This window comes from Paracoccus sphaerophysae, assembly GCF_000763805.1.
Taxonomy (GTDB): domain Bacteria; phylum Pseudomonadota; class Alphaproteobacteria; order Rhodobacterales; family Rhodobacteraceae; genus Paracoccus; species Paracoccus sphaerophysae.
On the sequence record NZ_JRKS01000007.1, the window covers coordinates 15,672 to 33,645 of the forward strand.

Annotated in this window: 17 protein-coding genes, 1 tRNA gene and 1 pseudogene; 10 read left to right on the forward strand and 9 right to left on the reverse strand. The window is 69.3% G+C overall.

The features are described 5' to 3' along the window. The first annotated feature begins 60 nt into the window (after positions 1-60). Complete coding sequence (gene rsmA / locus IC63_RS03830; RefSeq protein ID WP_036717076.1) at positions 61-912, forward strand: 16S rRNA (adenine(1518)-N(6)/adenine(1519)-N(6))-dimethyltransferase RsmA; 852 nt, start codon at positions 61-63, stop codon at positions 910-912. 1 nt (position 913) lies between these two features. Here rsmA and IC63_RS17290 read toward each other — a convergent pair whose 3' ends face one another. From IC63_RS17290 to prfA, 3 genes are all read right to left on the reverse strand, one after another. After that, a complete protein-coding gene (locus IC63_RS17290) occupies positions 914-1,771 on the reverse strand; it encodes a DUF4167 domain-containing protein (protein ID WP_084115460.1) in 858 nt (285 codons plus the stop codon). 238 nt (positions 1,772-2,009) lie between these two features. Beyond that, positions 2,010-2,834 (reverse strand): peptide chain release factor N(5)-glutamine methyltransferase, encoded by an 825-nt coding sequence (prmC, locus tag IC63_RS03840; protein WP_052041856.1) that lies wholly within the window; start codon positions 2,832-2,834, stop codon positions 2,010-2,012. After that, complete coding sequence (gene prfA, locus IC63_RS03845; RefSeq protein ID WP_036717078.1) at positions 2,831-3,886, reverse strand: peptide chain release factor 1; 1,056 nt, start codon at positions 3,884-3,886, stop codon at positions 2,831-2,833. Before prfA ends, prmC begins: the two co-directional genes overlap by 4 nt. A 128-nt stretch (positions 3,887-4,014) precedes the next feature. Between prfA and IC63_RS03850 the strand changes: the two genes are divergently transcribed. Beyond that, complete coding sequence (locus tag IC63_RS03850; RefSeq protein ID WP_232222499.1) at positions 4,015-5,265, forward strand: cytochrome-c peroxidase; 1,251 nt, start codon at positions 4,015-4,017, stop codon at positions 5,263-5,265. A 68-nt stretch (positions 5,266-5,333) separates the two neighbouring features. On the opposite strand, the gene IC63_RS03855 is transcribed toward IC63_RS03850, so the two are convergent. Next, positions 5,334-6,083 (reverse strand): YceI family protein, encoded by a 750-nt coding sequence (locus IC63_RS03855; protein ID WP_084115461.1) that lies wholly within the window; start codon positions 6,081-6,083, stop codon positions 5,334-5,336. 283 nt (positions 6,084-6,366) lie between these two features. Here IC63_RS03855 and rpsF point away from each other — a divergent pair. The 5 genes and pseudogenes from rpsF to IC63_RS03880 form a co-directional block, all read left to right on the forward strand. Further along, a pseudogene (gene rpsF, locus IC63_RS03860) lies at positions 6,367-6,759 on the forward strand (30S ribosomal protein S6); the annotation flags it as partial. A 122-nt stretch (positions 6,760-6,881) separates the two neighbouring features. Then, on the forward strand, positions 6,882-7,109 hold the full coding sequence (gene rpsR / locus IC63_RS03865) for a 30S ribosomal protein S18 (protein ID WP_025061827.1): 228 nt from the start codon (positions 6,882-6,884) through the stop codon (positions 7,107-7,109). 11 nt (positions 7,110-7,120) lie between these two features. Continuing rightward, entirely contained in the window at positions 7,121-7,723 is a 603-nt protein-coding gene (gene rplI / locus IC63_RS03870; RefSeq protein WP_036717084.1) for a 50S ribosomal protein L9, read from the forward strand. A gap of 161 nt (positions 7,724-7,884) precedes the next feature. Next, positions 7,885-8,778 carry a hypothetical protein gene (locus IC63_RS03875; protein WP_036717085.1) on the forward strand — a complete coding sequence of 298 codons (894 nt, stop codon included), beginning with the start codon at positions 7,885-7,887 and terminating at the stop codon, positions 8,776-8,778. A gap of 87 nt (positions 8,779-8,865) precedes the next feature. Then, complete coding sequence (locus IC63_RS03880; protein WP_052041857.1) at positions 8,866-9,966, forward strand: YihY/virulence factor BrkB family protein; 1,101 nt, start codon at positions 8,866-8,868, stop codon at positions 9,964-9,966. A gap of 101 nt (positions 9,967-10,067) precedes the next feature. Here IC63_RS03880 and tig read toward each other — a convergent pair whose 3' ends face one another. The 3 genes from tig to IC63_RS03895 all read right to left on the reverse strand — a co-directional run bounded on the left by tig (position 10,068) and on the right by IC63_RS03895 (position 13,382). Then, a complete protein-coding gene (gene tig / locus IC63_RS03885) occupies positions 10,068-11,402 on the reverse strand; it encodes a trigger factor (RefSeq protein ID WP_036717087.1) in 1,335 nt (444 codons plus the stop codon). Positions 11,403-11,423: 21 nt separating this feature from the next. Then, a tRNA-Leu gene (locus tag IC63_RS03890) sits at positions 11,424-11,508 on the reverse strand. A 146-nt stretch (positions 11,509-11,654) separates the two neighbouring features. Beyond that, entirely contained in the window at positions 11,655-13,382 is a 1,728-nt protein-coding gene (locus IC63_RS03895; RefSeq protein WP_269634658.1) for an NAD(P)H-hydrate epimerase, read from the reverse strand. A 140-nt stretch (positions 13,383-13,522) separates the two neighbouring features. Between IC63_RS03895 and IC63_RS03900 the strand changes: the two genes are divergently transcribed. Together IC63_RS03900 and glnA are read left to right on the forward strand one after the other, a co-directional pair. Next, positions 13,523-13,861 (forward strand): P-II family nitrogen regulator, encoded by a 339-nt coding sequence (locus IC63_RS03900; RefSeq protein ID WP_036717089.1) that lies wholly within the window; start codon positions 13,523-13,525, stop codon positions 13,859-13,861. Between the two features lie 36 nt (positions 13,862-13,897). After that, positions 13,898-15,310: a type I glutamate--ammonia ligase gene (glnA, locus tag IC63_RS03905; RefSeq protein ID WP_036717091.1), complete on the forward strand. Its 1,413-nt coding sequence runs from the start codon at positions 13,898-13,900 to the stop codon at positions 15,308-15,310. A gap of 40 nt (positions 15,311-15,350) precedes the next feature. On the opposite strand, the gene IC63_RS18680 is transcribed toward glnA, so the two are convergent. Beyond that, on the reverse strand, positions 15,351-15,590 hold the full coding sequence (locus IC63_RS18680) for a hypothetical protein (protein ID WP_232222500.1): 240 nt from the start codon (positions 15,588-15,590) through the stop codon (positions 15,351-15,353). Then, positions 15,566-16,429, reverse strand: coding sequence for an alkene reductase (locus IC63_RS03910; RefSeq protein ID WP_232222501.1), 864 nt, complete (start codon positions 16,427-16,429; stop codon positions 15,566-15,568). Before IC63_RS03910 ends, IC63_RS18680 begins: the two co-directional genes overlap by 25 nt. Positions 16,430-16,615: 186 nt before the next feature. On the opposite strand from IC63_RS03910, the gene purB reads away from it, so the two are divergent. Further along, the gene (gene purB / locus IC63_RS03915; protein WP_036717157.1) at positions 16,616-17,923 is read left to right on the forward strand and encodes an adenylosuccinate lyase; all 1,308 of its coding nucleotides are present in this window, start codon (positions 16,616-16,618) and stop codon (positions 17,921-17,923) included. Positions 17,924-17,974: the final 51 nt, after the last annotated feature.

Below are 17,974 nucleotides of genomic sequence, written 5' to 3' on the forward strand. Positions count from 1 at the left end.
GCCTCTCCTGTCTGCAAATATCCCGCGGGGGTGTGGGGGCGCGAAGCCCCCACGGGCCGCATGAGCGCCATCGACGGCCTGCCCCCCCTGCGCGAGGTCATCGCGCGCCACGACCTGCGCGCCAAGAAGCAGCTGGGGCAGAATTTCCTGCTGGACCTGAACCTGACCGCCCGCATCGCCCGCGCCGCTGGCGACCTGACCGCCTGCGACGTGCTGGAAATCGGTCCCGGCCCCGGAGGCCTGACCCGCGGCCTGCTGGCCGAGGGCGCACGGCATGTGCTGGCGATCGAAAAGGACGCCCGCGCCATCCCCGCGCTGGACGAGATCGCGGCCCATTATCCCGGCCGGCTGACCGTGATCCACGGCGACGCGCTGACCGTCGATCCGCTGGCGCATCTGACCCCGCCGATCCGCATCGCCGCGAACCTGCCCTATAACATCGGGACCGAGTTGCTGGTCGGCTGGCTCACCCCGCCGGACTGGCCGCCGTTCTGGGACTCGCTCACCCTGATGTTCCAGCGCGAGGTCGCCCAGCGCATCGTGGCCCGGCCGGGCAGCAAGGATTACGGGCGGCTGGCGCTGCTGGCGCAGTGGCGCTGCGAAGCGAAGATCGTGCTGACCCTGCCGCCGCAGGCCTTCGTCCCGGCGCCCAAGGTCGAATCGGCGGTGGTCCACCTGACCGCCCTGCCCCGGCCGCGCTATCCGGCCGATCCGCAGGTGCTATCCGAGATCAGCTTTGCGGCCTTCAACCAGCGGCGAAAGATGCTGCGCGCGGCGCTGCGCGGGGTGCACCCGCAGATCGAGACGCTGCTGGCCGAGGTCGGGATCCCGCCCACCGCGCGGGCCGAGGAAATCGAGCTGGAGCGGTTCTGCGCGCTGGCGCGGGCGGTCCAGGCCGCCCGCGGCGCCTAGTTCACTCGTCCGAAGTCGCGTCGGCGGCGGACGCCTCGGCCTCGCCCTTGGACGTGCGCTTGCGCGCCGTCGTGCGGCGCGGCGTCGTGCTGCGGCGGCGAGGGGTGCGCGGGGTGTCGTCCCCGGCACCGGCGTCGGGCGCAGGCGCTTCGGTACGCGCCTCGGGCGTGTCGACCGGGCCGGCGGCGTCGTCATCGAGGCTCAGCGCCTCGGGGATGCCAAGGGGATCGGCGCGCAGGAAATCGGGCAGCGAGTCGCGGTCCACCGCCAAGTCCCGTTCGGCCGGTTGCGGTTCGCCCGGCTGGTTTTCGGCGGGCTGGGTGTCGCGCGGCCGATCACGACGGTCCGAGCGGTCGCCACGGTCGTCCCGGCGGTCCTGCCGGTCGCCCCGATCGCGGTCGTCGCGGCGGTCGTCCCGGCGGTCATCGCGGCGGTCGGGCCGGTCCTGCCGGTCGTCGCGGCGGTCGTCGCGGCGGTCGGCGTAATGGCCGTTGGCGTTACCGCCGCCATTGCTGCCGCCATTGCCGGCGTGGCCATTCGACCGCTCGTCACGGTCGTCGGACCCGCCCTGCCCCGGCTGCGGACCGCCGAACTGGGCCTGCCGTTCGGCCTGTTCGCGCTGCGCCTCGCCCAGCATCCGGGTGTAATGCTCGGCGTGCTGCAGGAAGCTTTGTTCCGCCACGCGGTCGTTCGACAGCTGCGCGTCCCGGGCCAAAGCGAGATATTTCTCGATGATCTGCTGAGGTGTGCCGCGGACCTTGCCCTCGGGGCCCGAGCTGTCGAAGACGCGGTTCACCACGTTGCCAAGCGAGCGCTGGTTGCGTGACTTGTTGCGCGAACGGGATTTGGAAGATCTCATCGTGCCAATATAGCTGGTCCGGCGGCATCGCGCCCGGACGGGGTTGGGGTCCTGATCCGGCGGATCGGCCGGGCAGCGGACCCGGCGCTTCGCGGAAATCTCCGGCAACTTTGAGGTATGCGGGATGACCCGTGCGGGGCATGATGCCCGCGTCACGCCGTCTGCTAAATCACGGCTTTCCGGTCATGGCAAGCGTCAATCGCCGAAAAACCGATCAAACTGCCGCGAACCGGGGCGGTCAGGCGGCGCTTTGCCCGATCACCACCCGGTCGCGCCCGTCCAGATCCGGGCGCACGGCAATCCGGCCCAGCCCCGCTGCGGCAAACAGTTCCGCCACCGCCGCCCCCTGCGTCGGCCCGATCTCGACCGCCAGCCAGCCGCCCGGTGCCAGATGGGCGGCGACGCCGGCGGCGATGGCGCGATAGGCCGCCAGCCCGTCGCCCTCGTCGGTCAGCGCCATGCGGGGTTCCCAGTCGCGCACATCAGGGGCCAGCGCGGGCATCTCGGCCGCGCCGATATAGGGCGGGTTCGAGACGATCAGATCGAAACGGCCCGTCACCGCCGAAAACCAGTCCGAGCGCGCGAACTCCGCCCTGACCCCCAGTGCCGCCGCATTGCGCCGCGCCACGGCAAGGGCGGCGTCGGACAGATCGACGCCCAGCCCGGTCACGCCGGGCCGGTCGGCAAGCAGCGAAATCAGGATCGCGCCGGTGCCGGTGCCCAGGTCGAGCACCGACCGCCAGGGCAGCTCCAGCGCCGCGGCGACCAGGGTTTCGGTTTCCGGCCGGGGGTCGAGCGTGTCGCGGGTGACGCGGAGGCGGTGTTTCCAGAAATCACGCCAGCCGGTGATCTGGCTGACCGGCTGGCGGGCCAGCCGGGCGGCGATGGCAGCCTCCAGCGTCGCCAACTGGTCCGCGCTCGCCATGCCTTGCCACAGCGAGACTGCGCCGGGCTCCACCCCCAGCGCGTGGGCGACCAGCCGCCGAGCGTCCGAGGCCGCGTCGGGGATGCCGCCCTGGGCCAGCCGCGCCGCGGTGTCGCGCAGCAGGGCAGCCCCGCTCACCCCTCGGCCTCGGCCAGCCGCGCGGCCTGGTCATGGGCGGTCAGCGCGTCGATGATCTCGGTCAGATCGCCGGTCATCACCCGGTCCAGCGCATAGAGCGTCAGGTTGATCCGGTGATCGGTGACCCGGCCCTGCGGGAAGTTGTAGGTGCGGATGCGTTCGCTGCGGTCGCCCGAACCGACCTGCGAGCGCCGGTCGGCGGCGCGTTCGGCATCGGCGCGGGTGCGTTCCAGGTCGTACAGCCGCGCCCGCAGCACCGCCATCGCGTTGGCGCGGTTCTGGTGCTGGGACTTCTCGCTGCTGGTGACCACGATCCCGGTCGGCAAATGGGTGATCCGCACCGCCGAATCGGTGGTGTTCACGTGCTGGCCACCGGCCCCCGAGGACCGCATCGTGTCGATGCGGATGTCGGCGGCGGGGATGTCGATGTCGACCTCCTCGGCCTCGGGCAGCACCGCCACTGTCGCGGCCGAGGTGTGGATGCGCCCACCGGATTCGGTTTCCGGCACCCGCTGCACCCGGTGCACGCCCGATTCGTACTTGAGCCGCGCGAACACGCCCTCGCCCGCGATCCGCGCCACCGCCTCGCGCACCCCGCCCAGTTCGGATTCGGCAAGCTCGAGCAGCTGAAAGCTCCACCCCTGGGCCTCGGCGTGGCGCTGATACATGCGCAGCAGGTCGCCGGCGAACAGGGCTGCCTCGTCGCCGCCGGTGCCGGGGCGGATTTCCAGGATTGCGGGCCGCGCATCGGCCGCGTCGCGGGGCAGCAGCGCCAGCCGCAACGCCTGTTCCAGTTCCGGCAGGCGCGCGCGCAGCCGAGCGATCTCGTCCTCGGCCAAGGCCCGCATGTCGGGGTCGGCCAGCATCGCCTGCGCTTCGGCCAGCTCGCGTCCCGCCGCGCGCCATTCGGCGATCTCGGCCACGACGGGCTTCAGCTCGGCATATTCGCGGCTGATCCGGGCGATCTCGTCGGCCGCCGGCCCGGCGTTCAGCCGCGCCTCGAGAAACTCGAAGCGGTTGACGATCTGGTCGAGGCGGTCGGCGGGCAGCATCCGGCGGCAATACCGACGCGCGGCCGCCGCGACAAGCGGACACAAGCCGAGGTTGATCTGTGTCAGGGAACCGAAAGGCTGGTCTGTTAACAATATCGGTGGATTTCAGCACCAGAGCGGAGGACAGCGTGACCATTCGCCAGCTTCTCTATCTTGGCACCGCCCTGATTGCCGTCGGACAGCCGGCCTTTGCCCAGACCGCGGTCCCCGCCGACGCCACCGCGGCCGAAGCCGCGGCGCCGGCCGCCCCGGCCCCCTCGGGCGAGGCCAATGCGGCCGCGGCGGCCACCAAGGTCGCCCCCGAACCCGATCCGCAGTCCGAGGCGCAGGCCGCCGCGCTGGCCGCCTCGCCCGATGCCCCGCTGCGCACCGCGGCCAGCGAGGTGTTCAAGGTCATCCCCCGCGCCGCCGAACCGCCGCATGGCGCCACGATGACGCGGGCCAAGATCGACCTCGGTTCGATGCTGTTCTTCGACCCGCGGATGTCGAAATCCGGCGTGTTCTCGTGCCAGTCCTGCCACAATATCGGCATGGGCGGGGTGGACGGCCGCGCCCCCGACCTTGCCGCGCAGGCGCAGGGCCCGGTGCAGGCCGGGGTCGAGATGAACAACACCCCCGAGCACCTGATCCAGACGGTGAAATCCATGCCGGGCTATGTGGACGCCTTCACCGCGTCCTTCCCCGGCGAGGCAGACCCGATCACCTTCGACAACTTCGCCCACGCCATCGAGGCGTTCGAGGCCACCCTGCTGACCCCAAACGCGCGGTTCGACCAGTGGCTGCAGGGCGTCGACGGCGCGATGAACGAGCAGGAAAAGCGCGGCCTGCAGGCGTTCATGGATACCGGCTGCATGACCTGCCACGCCGGCACCAACTTTGGGGGCGAGGGCTATTATCCCTTTGGTCTGGTCGAGGCGCCCGACGCCTCGGTCCGGCCAGAGCGCGACATGGGCCGCTTCAAGGTGACCAACACCACGGATGACGAATATGTCTTCCGCGCCGCGCCGCTGCGCAACGTGGCGATCACCGCACCGTATTTCCATTCCGGCAAGGTCTGGAACCTGGAAGACGCGGTCAGAATCATGTCGAACGCCCAGCTCGGCACCGAGCTGACCGCGGAACAGGCGCAGGACATCGTGGCGTTCCTGGGCACGCTGACCGGCGAACAGCCGCAGATCGTCCACCCGACCCTGCCGGTGCGGATGGCCGACACGCCCAAGCCTGCGCCGATCGACCTGCCGACCCAGGGGAACGCGGCCGCGCCGCAGGGTGCGGACGCTGCGGCTCCCGCCGCCGATGCTGGGGGTCCGGCGGATGCGGCGCCTGCGAACGCTGCGCCGGCGGACACCGCCGCGCCTGCTGCACCCGCCAGCAACTGACCCACACACCGCAACGACAAGGGCCGCCCCAGAAGGGCGGCCCTTCTTCATTCAGTCACCGGCAACGCCTACTTGCTGGCCTCGACGGCGATATCGATCTCGACCTCGTCCGAGACCGCGGGGGCAAACGCGCCGAGGTTGAAGTCCGAGCGCTTGATCTTGGTCTCGATGTCGAAGCCGACCGCGGGCTTGCCGGTGATCGGGTGCGCGCCCGCCTTCTTCAGCTCGACGTCCAGCGTCACCGGCTTGGTGACGCCGTTCAGGGTCAGGTCGCCGGTCACCTTGGCCTCGTCGTCGCCCTTCACCTTCACCGAGGTCGACTTGAAGGTCACCGCCGTGTCCGCGGCCGCGCCCTTGAAGAAGTCGTCGCCCATGATGTGCGTGTCCAGCGATGCCGCGATTGTCCGCAGCGAACCCAGCGGGAAGGACGCCTCGACCGACGATTTCGACGGATCGGCCTTGTCCAGCGTGACCGACCCGGTCACGCCGTTGACAAAGCCGTGGCTGGTCGAAAAGCCCATATGGTCATACGAGAACACGATCTGGCTGTGTTCGGGGTCGAAGGTATAGGTCCCTCCGATCTCGGGATCGGCGGGGGCAGCAGCAGCGCCGGCGGCAGGGGCCGCAGCGGCAGATGCAACAGGATCGGTAGCCGCAGGCGCGGCAGCGGCAGGCGCGGCAGCGGCAGGCGCAGCAGCCGCAGGGGCGGCGGTCCCGGGCGCCGGGGCCTCCGCGGCCGGCGCGGTCTGGGCCTGGATGGAACCGGCCAGAGCCAGTGAGAGGGCAAGGGCCGAGGCGGCGGGAATCAGGCGGGTCATGGCAATCCTCGTGTTGATCGGGCCGCAGGCGCGCGCAGGTCGCACGAAACAGCGGTTCGGCGTCACGCGCCAGGCGGGCCGTGATGGCAGGGCCAGACCCAACCGGCCAACGCCCGTCCCGGTTCCCCCGCGCCCCCGGCACGCCGCGGCTTGCATCGGCGCCCGCGATCTGTATAAGGCCGCATCCTTTCCGCAATTTGCGAAACCGGCGCAGCCTCTCGTGGCGGGGCGCGGAGAGGTCTTTCCCGCCTATGAAGCGCGCCCGAGACGAAAAGGGATTGCCATGCCGCTTTACGAGCATGTGCTGATCGCCCGCCAGGACCTGTCGAACACGCAGGCCGAAGGGCTGGTCGAACATTTCTCGACCGTGCTCGCCGACAATGGCGGGACGGTCAAGGACAGCGAATACTGGGGTGTCCGCACCCTTGCCTACAAGATCAACAAGAACCGCAAGGGGCACTATGCCTTCCTCCGCACCGACGCGCCTTCGGCCGCGGTGCAGGAAATGGAACGCCTCGCCCGCCTGCATGACGACGTGATGCGCGTGCTGACCGTCCGCGTGGACGAGCACGGCGAAGGCCCGTCGATCCAGATGCAGCGCCGCGACGACCGCGACCGCGGTGATCGGGGTGATCGGGGCGACCGCGGTGGTGACCGTGGCGAGCGCCGCAGCTTTGGCGACCGCGACCGCGGCGGCGACCGGGGTGACCGGGCCGAGCGTGGGGACCGCGCCGACCGTGGCGACCGTCCCGAGCGCGGCGACCGCGTCGAACGCAACTGATCCGAGGAGCGACCACAATGGCGACCAAACCGTTTTTCCGCCGCCGGAAAGTCTGCCCCTTCTCGGGCGACAACGCGCCGGCCATCGACTACAAGGACACCCGTCTGCTGCAGCGCTACATCAGCGAACGCGGCAAGATCGTGCCCTCGCGCATCACCGCCGTCTCGGCGAAAAAGCAGCGTGAGCTGGCCCGCGCCATCAAGCGCGCCCGCTTCCTCGCCCTGCTGCCCTACGCCGTGAAGTGAGGACCTGACCCATGCAAGTCATTCTTCTGGAACGCGTGGCCAAGCTTGGCCAGATGGGCGAGGTGGTGAAGGTCAAGGAAGGCTTCGCCCGCAACTACCTGCTGCCGCAGGGCAAGGCGATGCGCGCCAACGACGCCAACATCGCGGCGTTCGAGGCCAAGAAGGCCGACCTCGCCGCCCGCAACGACGAGACCCGCGCCGATGCCGAAAAGATCGCCGCCGACCTGGACGGCAAGTCCTTCGTCATCATCCGCTCGGCGTCCGACGCCGGGGCTCTGTATGGCTCGGTCACCCCGCGTGACGTGGCCGATGCAGCCGGGGCCGAGGGCTTCAAGGTCGAACGCCGCCACGTCGTGCTGACCGGCCCGATCAAGGAACTGGGCCTCCACGTCGTCAAGGTGCACCTGCACCCCGAGGTCGATGCGGAAGTGACCGTCAACGTCGCCCGCTCGGCCGAAGAGGCCGAGCTGCAGGCGTCGGGCAAGTCGATCCAGGACCGCGCCGCCGAGGAAGACGCCGCCGCCGAGTTCGAGATCGCCGAGCTGTTCGACGATATCGGCTCTGCCGGCCGCGACGACGACGACGCGCCTCGCCCGACCGCCAACGAGGCCTGAGCCTCACCGGGGCCGCAAGCCCTGACGCCACTTCAAGGGGGATCGCGCTGCGGCGCGGTCCCTTTTTCCGTTTCGGCCCCCGCAGTCCGGAACGATCGGCGTCACCGCGGGTTAGGGACGCAAATGGCCGCCCCGTCGCGGCAGCAGCAAGGACGATGCCCATGACCGATGCCTTTGACGCCGGGCGGATGCCCGAGAACAGCTACATCCCCGACGAGGACCGCCGCGCGGATCGCGGCTTGGGCCGCCGGGTCGACCGCCGCCAGGAAGCCTATGCGCCCTCCCCCTATGCGGCGCAGAAGGTGCTGCCGCATGGCAGCGTGAACCGCGAAGGCGACCGGGCGGTGCCTGAACATTCGATGACCTCGCGCGTGCTGGTCTATGGCGGCGCCGCAATCGCCGCGGCCGCGGCCACGGCCGGGGTCGTTCTGGCCGTGCGCAAGGTCGCCGACCTGGTCAGCGGCAATGACGAGCTGGACCGCGATGCCGACCGCGATGCCGACCGCGCCGCCGACAAGGCCCGCCAGCGAGTCTATGACGCCGGCCGCGGCGTGCCGCCGCGCTTCGCCGGCATGACCGAGCGGGAACGCGAGGCGATGCGCGCCCGGGCCCGCGCCCGGTTCGAACAGGACGACCGGGAGCGGGCCCGCACCCGTGCGGATGCTCGCGCGCGCGCCGACCGCCACCAGGATCACGCCCCGCGCCGCCCCCGTCCGGCGCCTCGGCCTGCCCGCTCGTCCCTGGGCTTCCTCGGCGACATCGAGCGGTCCGCCGCGAGCCTGTCGAGGAACCTCAACGGCATCGTCGGCACGGTCGTTGCCGCGATGGCCGCATTCCGCCAGGTCGCCGACCAGGCTGAGGGCGTGGTGCGAGAATTCCACGGCACCGCGGATCAGATCCGCAACTTCCTCGGCACTGGGGGCACCGACGCCCCGCGCGGCACGCGTCCGGCGCCCGGGCGCGATCCCTATCGCCGCCCTGCCCGCCGCGACGTGGTCGACCTGCGCGAGACCGGCCCGGCCGGGGTCGAAGGGGGACGCACCCACCGGCTGTGAGCGGCACCCCGTGGCCCGATGCTGGCCGCGCTTCTGGCGCGGCCTTTCCACACCAACATTGCGGCTTTTGATAACCAAGGGAATTGCATGAACCGGCGCACCGAACCTGACGTCTACGAAGCTCTTTTCGGGCCGCTTCCCGAAGGTTGGCGCGAACGCAAGGGCCTGCCGCCGGCCCAAACCGCCGGCCGAGCGGCGCGTGCTGCGTCCAGCGCACCGGCAGACGCCGCCCCGCCCCCCCGCATTCCCGGCGCGCCGGAAACGCCCTGGCAACTCAGCCGGTCCAACTGGATCGCGGTCTTCAAGCGCACCATCAAGGAATTCAGCAAGGACCGCGTCACCTCGGTGGCGGGCGGCGTCACCTTCTTTGCGCTGCTGGCGCTGTTTCCAGCCATCACCGCGCTGGTGTCGATCTATGGCCGTGTCGCCGACCCGGCAACAATCGCCGACAACCTGGCGATGCTGAACCGCTTCCTGCCGGCCAGCGCCATCGACCTGATCGCGGGGCAGGTCACCGCCATCGCCTCGGCCCCCAAGACGGCGCTGTCAATCGCCGGGGTAGTCTCGCTTCTCGCTGCGCTGTGGTCGGCCAATGGCGGCATGAAGGCGCTGATCGAGGCGCTGAACGTCGCCTGGTTCGAAACCGAGAAGCGCGGCTTCATCAAGCTGAACCTCGTCTCGCTGGCGATGACGCTGGGCGCGATCGTGGGCATCATCGTGCTGCTGGCAGTGATCGCCGTGCTGCCCGCGGTGCTCAAGGCGCTATTCCTCGGCAGCGGCGCGGAGACGCTGATGAACCTGCTGCGCTGGCCGCTGATGGTGGTCGTGCTGATTCTGGGGCTGGCCGTGATCTATCGGTTCGGGCCGAGCAAGGAAGATGCCTCGTGGCAGTGGATCTCGCCCGGCGCTCTGCTGGCGACGGCGGGGCTGCTCGTCGCCTCGATCGGGTTTTCGTGGTATACGGCGAACTTCGCCAACTACAACGAGACCTACGGCTCGCTGGGCGCGGCGATTGCCATGATGATGTGGCTGTGGATCGCCGCGATCGTCGTGATGACCGGCGCCGAGCTGAATTCCGAGGTCGAGCGCCAGCTCAAGATCGAAAACGGGCTGGAAGACCCGGCGCAGGACAAGGCCGAGGACGACAAGGCCAAGGTCACCTCGGACAAGCGCCAGGCCGCCGCCTGAAGACCTGCGCCGTTCCAAATCAAAGAGCCGCCTGACAGACCAGGCGGCTCTTTCTTCTTTGTCCAAATATCCCGGGGTCCGGGGCAGAGCCCCGGATTTGCTCAGGCTTCGTCCAGCGCCTCCAGCGCCTTTTCCAGCTCGTCCTTGCTGACCGACTTCTCGGTGACCTTTGCGCCCGAGATGATGTGGTCGACGACCTTGTCCTCGAAGATCGGGGCGCGCAGCTGCTGCTGGGCGGCCTCGTTCTGCTGGATGAACTCGAAGAAGGCGCGTTCTTGGCCCGGGAAGTTGCGGGCCTGGCGCATCACCGCCTGCGTCATTTCCTGGTCGGTGACGGTGATCTCGGCCTTCTGGCCAACATCGGCCAGCAGCAGGCCCAGGCGCACGCGGCGCTCGGCCAGCTTCTTGTGCTCGTCGGTCGGTTCGATCGAGCCGTGGTTGTGGCCGTGCTCTTCGGGGTGTTCCTCGTGCCACAGCTGGTGGGCGATCTGCGCGGCCTCGGCCTCGACCAGCGATTCCGGTAGCTCGAAGCTGACCAGCTCGTCCAGCCGGTCCAGCAGCGCCCGTTTCATCAGTGCGCGGCTGGCGCCCTGGTATTCGGCGCCCAGCCGTTCGGTGATCTGGGTTTTCAGCTCGTCGAGGCTGTCGGCGCCAAAGCGCTTGGCCATCTCGTCGTTTATCTCGGCCGCCTTCGGCGCCTTGACCGAATGCACGGTGGTTTCAAAGACGGCGTCCTTGCCCTTGAGCGTCGGGTGCCCGTAATCGTCCGGGAACTTGACGTTCACCGTCACCGCGTCGCCGGCCTTGGCGCCGACCAGCTGATCCTCGAAGCCCGGAATGAACGAGTTCGAGCCGAGCACAAGCGGATAGCCCTCGGCCGAGCCGCCCTCGAAAGCCTCGCCGTCGACCATGCCCTTGAAGTCGATGGTCACCTGGTCGCCCGACTGGGCGGCCTCTCCGGCGGCGCGGTCGTCGAAGGACTGGGCGTTCTTGGCGAGGTTCTCAAGGGCCTCGGTCACCGCCGACTCCTCGGGGGTGACGGTCAGGCGCTCGAGCTCGATCGCCGACAGGTCGGCCTCGGGGATCTCGGGCAGCAGCTCGTACGAGACGTTGACGACCACGTCGTCGCCTTCCTTCCACGCCTCGCCGTTTTCCATCTCGACCTTGGGCTGCATGGCCGGGCGGGCCTTGGCTTCGGTCATGTGGGCGGTCAGCGCGTCGTCGATCGACTTCTGCATGGCGTCGCCCATGACGCGGGGGCCATAGGTCTTCTTCAGCAGCGCCATCGGCACCTTGCCCTTGCGGAAGCCCTTCATCTCGATCTGGGGCTGGGCCTCGGCCAGCTGGCGATCCACCTCGGCGGCCAGATCGGCGGCGGGAAGGGTGAAGCGGTAGCCGCGCTTGAGACCTTGGTTCAGGGTTTCCGTGACCTGCATTGTGCGTCCTTTGTTACCTCGTGGTGCGGGTGGAGGGACTTGAACCCCCACGCCTTGCGGCGCCAGAACCTAAATCTGGTGCGTCTGCCAATTTCGCCACACCCGCAATGTCCGACCGGGGCACTTGCTGGCGGCACCCCGGAAATCCGGGGCGTTCTAGCAAAGCCGCGCAGGGGGCGCGAGGGGATTCTTTGGCTGGTCCCCGGGGGCTTCGCGCCCCCGGACCCCCGCGGGATATTTCCGGACAGAAGATCAGAGGCCCAGGTCGCGGAAGACGCCCGGCAGTTGGTCGGGCAGGTCGTCGGCAATCAGGCCGGGGCCGAAGCGGCGCGCGGCCTGCGCGTGCAGGAACGCGCCGGTCGCGGCGGCGTCGAGCGGCGGCAGGCCGCGGGCGAGAAGCCCGGTGATGATCCCGGCCAGCACGTCGCCCGATCCGGCGGTGGCGAGCCACGGGACGTAGTATGCCGAATGGATGCGCGCCTGCCCGTCCGGGGCGGCGATGACGGTGTCGGGGCCCTTCAGGAGCACGACAGCGCCGCAGCGAGCGGCGGCGTCGCGGGCGGCGTCGAGTTTCGAGTAGAGGGGGCCGCGCTGGTCTGCGAGGGCGCGGTGATAATCGGCCAAGGCCTGCCACTGGGCGGCTATGTTGTCGACCGGCGTGCCCTCGGCACCGCGCCGCCCGTAGTCGGCAACGATCATCATCCGGGGCGGGCGCGGTCCGGCCAGCCGTTCGGCAAGGTCGGGGAACAGGCGCGCGAACTCGCCTTCGTGCGGGGTCAGGACGCATCCCTCATGAAGTCCCTCGAGCCCTCGGGCCGCCAGCGCCGTCAGGGCATCGGCGTCCAGCACGCAAGGGCGTTTGGAGGCAAGCAGGGGGTCGAGCATGGCGCCTGCCCGATCCACACCGCAGCCGGGGCCGAGTGCCACCGCCGTGATGCGGCTGTCCGCGAGCAACGTGGCGAGCCCTTCCGCGCCGTCGACGCCCCGTCGCATCAGGGCGTCGGGCGGGCCGGCGTGTTCGATCAGCGCGGACTTCGGCGGCCCGAGCGTGACCAGCCCGGCGCCGGTGCGCAGGGCGGCGCGCGCGGTCAGGCGGGCGGCGCCGCCATGTCCGAAGCCTCCGGCGACAATCAGGGCGTGGCCGTGGGTGAACTTGTGGCCGGCATGTTTCGCGAGGCAGGCCGCAGAGAGGCGCGACCGGTTCGCCCGCTCGTCCGCGACATCATGGGCAGGCCAGACGGCAACGGTGCGGGCGGGTCGCACTGCCCGGCCATTCTCATATCGCTCTCGCCACTGGCGCAGCCCGATATCCGCCACCACCAGTTCGCCGCAGACCTCGGGACCGCGTTCCAGCAGATGGCCGGGCTTGGGGCTGTCGAAGGCCACCGTCATCCGCGCATGCGGTACGAACTCGCCCGGCTGACGCGGTGCGCCGAGGAAGGCGCCGCTGTCGAGGCACAGGCCCGAGGGGCAATCGACTGCGACCACCCGTTCGCGGAAAAAATGCCCGTCCCCGCCCGATCCGCCCATGTAAGCCAGCATTTTCGCTATTTCGCCCTGGGGCGCGCGGGTCAGCCCCGTCCCGAAGATCGCATCCACATAGACGTCACAGCTGGCCCCGGCGCGAAAAACGCCGCAGGTCAGCGGCGCGATCTCGCCCATCTCGGCCCAGCGCCGTTTCATCTCGGCCGCATCAGGTCCGGGCGTGTTGTCCATCCCCAGCACCCGCACCCGCCAGCCCGCCTGATGCAGATGCCGCGCCACCACGTAACCGTCGCCGCCGTTATTGCCGGGCCCGCACAGCACCGTGGCACGCCCGGCCTTGGGCCAGCGCAGGCGGATATGGCCGGCCACCGCAGCCCCAGCCCGCTCCATCAGCTCAAGCCCGGTCACCGCCCCGCTGGCCATCGCGGCGGATTCGAGGGCGCGCATCTCGGCGGTGGTCAGGACTTCGGTCCCGCCGATCCATTGCCTGCTCAAATCTTGTGCACCCTGCCCGTTCACGCGGCGCTCCGCCCCGATTGCCGGCGGCGCTGCCGGCCTTGCCCCGCCGCCGCATTGCCCGCGCCGATCAAACCCGCCACCTCATCCCCAACGCAACCCTCACCGGAGCCGCAGCCATGAAAAAGGTCGAAGCGATCATCAAGCCGTTCAAGCTGGACGACGTGAAGGAAGCGCTGCAGGACGCCGGCGTCCAGGGCATGACCGTCACCGAGATCAAGGGCTTCGGCCGCCAGAAGGGTCACACCGAGCTGTATCGCGGCGCCGAATACGTCGTCGACTTCCTGCCCAAGGTGAAGATCGAGATGGTGCTGGCCGACGACCTGGTCGACGCCGCCATCGAGGCGATCATCGGCGCCGCCCGCACCGACAAGATCGGCGACGGCAAGATCTTCGTGTCGCCGGTCGAGCAGGCGATCCGTATCCGCACGGGCGAGACCGGCGAAGACGCCGTCTGAGCCGCCCGCAAACCTCAACGCCAGCCAGGAGCCATCATGGCCAGATCCGTCGCCGAGGTCCTCGACCTCATCCAGTCCGAGGAGGTCGCCTATGTCGACGTCCGCTTCACCGACCCCAAGGGCAAGCTGCAGCACGTCACGCTGGACGTGGACCTGATCGACGAGGACTTCTTCGAAGAAGGCTTCATGTTCGACGGCTCGTCCATCGCCGGGTGGAAGTCGATCGACCAGTCCGACATGAAGCTGATGCCGGACGCGTCGTCGGCCTATCTGGACCCGTTCTACGCCGAAAAGACGCTGTGCGTGCATTGCAACGTGGTCGAGCCCGACACCGGCGAAGCCTATGACCGCGACCCGCGCGGCACCGCCGTCAAGGCCGAGGCGTATCTCAAGGCCTCGGGCGTGGGCGACGCGTTCTACTGCGGCCCCGAGGCCGAGTTCTTCATCTTCGACGACGTGCGCTATTCGGTGACGCCGCAGAAGGTCAGCTTCCAGATCGACGCCCATGCCGCGGCGTGGAACACCGACACGGAATACGAGATGGGCAACCAGGCCCACCGCGCCGGCCACAAAGGCGGGTATTTCCCGGTCAACCCGATCGACGAGGCGCAGGACATGCGCGGCGAGATGCTGTCCACCATGAAGCGGATGGGCATCAAGGTCGACAAGCACCACCATGAGGTCGCCACCTGCCAGCACGAGCTGGGGATGGTCTTTGGCGGGCTTGTCGAGCAGGCCGACAACATCCAGAAATACAAATACGTGATCCACAACGTGGCCCACGCCTATGGCAAGAGCGTGACCTTCATGCCCAAGCCCATGAAGGGCGACAACGGGTCGGGGATGCACGTCAACATGTCGATCTGGAAGGACGGCAGGCCGCTGTTCGCCGGCGACAAATATGCCGACCTGTCGCAGGAGGCGCTGTGGTTCATCGGCGGCATCCTCAAGCACGCCAAGGCGCTGAACGCGCTCACGAACCCCTCGACCAACAGCTACAAGCGGCTGATCCCGGGGTTCGAGGCGCCGGTGCTGCGGGCCTATTCGGCGCGCAACCGCTCGGGCTGCGTCCGTATTCCGTGGACCGAATCGCCCAAGGCAAAGCGCGTCGAGGCGCGCTTCCCCGATCCCTCGGCCAACCCTTACCTGTGCTTTGCGGCGCTGCTGATGGCGGGCCTGGACGGCATCCGCAACAAGATCGACCCCGGCCCGGCGTCCGACAAGGACCTCTACGACCTTCCGCCGGAGGAACTGGCCGAGATCCCGACCGTCTGCGGGTCCCTGCGCGAGGCGCTGGAGGAGCTGGAGAAGGACATGGACTTCCTGCTGCAGGGCGACGTGTTCACCCGCGACCAGCTGGACAGCTACATCCGGCTGAAGTGGGAGGAGGTCTATGCCTTCGAGCACACCCCCCACCCGATCGAATACGCGATGTATTACAGCTGCTGATCGGCAGCGGCGGGGCGCCTTTCGGGGCGCCCCGCCAGCTTCATGCGTCCTCGAGCGTGGCCGAGGCCTCGTCCGCGGTGGGATAGTCGGTATAGCCCCGTGCGCCGCCGACATAGAAGGTCGAGGGGTCCGGGGCGTTCAGCGCCAGCCCGCCCCGCACCCGCGCCACCAGGTCCGGCGTCGCGATGAAGTCGCGGCCGAAGGCCACGGCGTCAGCCTCGCCCCGCTCGACCAGCCCGGCCGCGGTCTGCGGCGTCAGCCCCTCATTGGCGATGACCACGCCGCCGAACGCCTCGCGGATCGCCGGCAGCAGGCTGTCGGGGCCCGGATATTCGCGCAGGCACAGGAAGGCCACGCCGCGCTGGCGCATCGACCGGGCGACATGCGTGAACAGCGCGCGCGCGTGCTGTCGCCCATGTCGTGCGAATCGCCGCGCGGGGCCAGGTGCACGCCAACCCGGTCGGCGCCCCAGACGCCGATCACCGCGTCGGCGATCTCCTCCAGCAGCCCGACCCGGTTCTCGATCGAGCCGCCATAGCGGTCATCGCGCTGGTTGCTGCGGTCCTGCAGGAACTGGTCGATCAGATAGCCGTTGGCGGCATGGATCTCGACGCCGTCAAAGCCCGCGCGGCGGGCGTTCTCGGCCCCCTGGCGATAGGCCTCGACCAGCGCCGGGATCTCGTCCAGCGCCAGCGCGCGCGGCGTCACATAGGGCCGCTTGGGGCGCAGCAGGCTGACGTGGCCCTCGGGCTGGACCGCGCTGGGCGCGACCGGCAGGGCGCCGTCCAGCAACTCGGGGTCCGAGATGCGGCCGACGTGCCAAAGCTGCAGCATCACCAAGCCGCCGCGGTCGTGCACCGCACGGGTGGTCTCGCGCCAGCCCTCGACCTGCGCCTCGCTCCAGATGCCGGGCGTGCCGGTATAGCCCACGCCCATCGGCGTGACGCTGGTCGCCTCGGTCAGGATCAGCCCGGCCTCGGCCCGCTGGGCGTAGTATTCGGCCATCAGCGCGTTGGGCTGGCGGTCGGCGCCGGCCCGGCTGCGGGTCAGGGGGGCCATGACGATGCGGTTGCGTAGATGCAGCGCGCCGATGGTGAGGGGGTCGAACAGGGTCGGCACGTTCTTCTCCTTGGTTGTGGACAGGTTTACTTGTGACCGCGACGGGCAGCCGACAATGGCGCGCGGCGCAAGGCCGTCGCCCGCCGGGCGCAAGGCTCGGGGTTGCGCAGGCGCCCCCTCTTGCTGGCCAGCGTTGCCCCGACCGGCCCGTCCGGCTATGCCGCACTGGTTCCCAAGGAGGCCGCCATGATCCCCCGCTATGCCCGCCCCGAGATGACCGCGATCTGGTCGCCCGAGACGAAATTCCGCATCTGGTACGAGATCGAGGCCCATGCCTGCGACGCCCAGGCCGATCTGGGCGTGATCCCGCGCGAAAACGCCGCCGCCGTCTGGCGCGCCAAGGACGTCGAATTCGACGTCGCCCGCATCGACGAGATCGAGGCGGTGACCAAGCACGACGTCATCGCTTTCCTCACCCACCTCGCCGAACATATCGGCGCCGAGGATGCGCGCTTCGTTCACCAGGGCATGACCTCGTCGGACGTGCTGGACACCACGCTGAACGTCCAGCTTGTCCGCGCCGCCGACATCCTGCTGGCCGATATGGACAAGGTGCTGGCCGCCCTGAAACGCCGAGCCTTCGAGCACAAGGACAGCGTCCGCATCGGCCGCAGCCACGGCATCCACGCCGAGCCGACGACGATGGGCCTGACCTTCGCCCGCTTCTACGCCGAGATGGCGCGCGGCCGGGAACGTCTGGAACGCGCCCGCGACGAGGTCGCCACCGGCGCGATCTCGGGCGCCGTGGGCACTTTCGCCAACATCGACCCGGCGGTCGAGGAGCATGTCTGCGCGCAGATGGGCCTGCGGCCCGAGCCGATCTCGACCCAGGTCATCCCGCGCGACCGCCACGCGATGTTCTTCGCCACGCTGGGCGTCATCGCCAGTTCCATCGAGAATATCGCCATCGAGATCAGGCACATGCAGCGGACCGAGGTGCTCGAGGCGGAGGAATATTTCTCGCCCGGGCAGAAGGGCTCGTCGGCGATGCCCCACAAGCGCAACCCGGTGCTGACGGAAAACCTGACCGGGCTGGCGCGGCTGGTGCGGATGGCGGTCATCCCGGCGATGGAGAACGTGGCGCTGTGGCATGAGCGCGACATCAGCCATTCCTCGGTCGAACGCGGCATCGCGCCGGATGCGACGATCACGCTGGACTTCGCCCTGAACCGGCTGGCCGGGGTGATCGACAAGCTGGTCGTCTACCCCGAGAACATGCTGAAGAACCTCAACAAGTTCAAAGGACTGGTGATGAGCCAGCGGGTGTTGCTGGCGCTGACCCAGGCCGGTGTCTCGCGCGAGGATGCCTATCGGCTGGTCCAGCGCAACGCGATGAAGGTCTGGGAGAAGGGCGCCGATTTCCGCGAAGAGCTGCTGGCCGACCCCGAGGTGACCGCGGCGCTGTCGCCCGACGAGATCGAGGAGAAATTCGACCTCGGCTATCACACCAAGCATGTCGACACGATTTTCCGGCGTGTTTTCGGAGAAAGCTGAGCCGGCGTTCACCAGCTGTTAGGACCCCTCTGCCAGTCTGGGCGCGGACGA

What these genes read in the sequence shown, in the direction of transcription:
- rsmA (WP_036717076.1), top strand. Translation starts at nt 61, where the DNA reads ATGAGCGCCATCGACGGCCTGCCCCCCCTGCGCGAGGTCATCGCGCGC.
- IC63_RS03855 (WP_084115461.1), bottom strand. Translation starts at nt 6,083, where the DNA reads ATGACCCGCCTGATTCCCGCCGCCTCGGCCCTTGCCCTCTCACTGGCT.
- glnA (WP_036717091.1), top strand. Translation starts at nt 13,898, where the DNA reads ATGGCCAGATCCGTCGCCGAGGTCCTCGACCTCATCCAGTCCGAGGAG.
- IC63_RS03875 (WP_036717085.1), top strand. Translation starts at nt 7,885, where the DNA reads ATGACCGATGCCTTTGACGCCGGGCGGATGCCCGAGAACAGCTACATC.
- rpsR (WP_025061827.1), top strand. Translation starts at nt 6,882, where the DNA reads ATGGCGACCAAACCGTTTTTCCGCCGCCGGAAAGTCTGCCCCTTCTCG.
- tig (WP_036717087.1), bottom strand. Translation starts at nt 11,402, where the DNA reads ATGCAGGTCACGGAAACCCTGAACCAAGGTCTCAAGCGCGGCTACCGC.
- IC63_RS17290 (WP_084115460.1), bottom strand. Translation starts at nt 1,771, where the DNA reads ATGAGATCTTCCAAATCCCGTTCGCGCAACAAGTCACGCAACCAGCGC.
- IC63_RS03900 (WP_036717089.1), top strand. Translation starts at nt 13,523, where the DNA reads ATGAAAAAGGTCGAAGCGATCATCAAGCCGTTCAAGCTGGACGACGTG.
- purB (WP_036717157.1), top strand. Translation starts at nt 16,616, where the DNA reads ATGATCCCCCGCTATGCCCGCCCCGAGATGACCGCGATCTGGTCGCCC.
- prfA (WP_036717078.1), bottom strand. Translation starts at nt 3,886, where the DNA reads ATGCTGCCCGCCGACCGCCTCGACCAGATCGTCAACCGCTTCGAGTTT.
- IC63_RS03880 (WP_052041857.1), top strand. Translation starts at nt 8,866, where the DNA reads ATGAACCGGCGCACCGAACCTGACGTCTACGAAGCTCTTTTCGGGCCG.
- rplI (WP_036717084.1), top strand. Translation starts at nt 7,121, where the DNA reads ATGCAAGTCATTCTTCTGGAACGCGTGGCCAAGCTTGGCCAGATGGGC.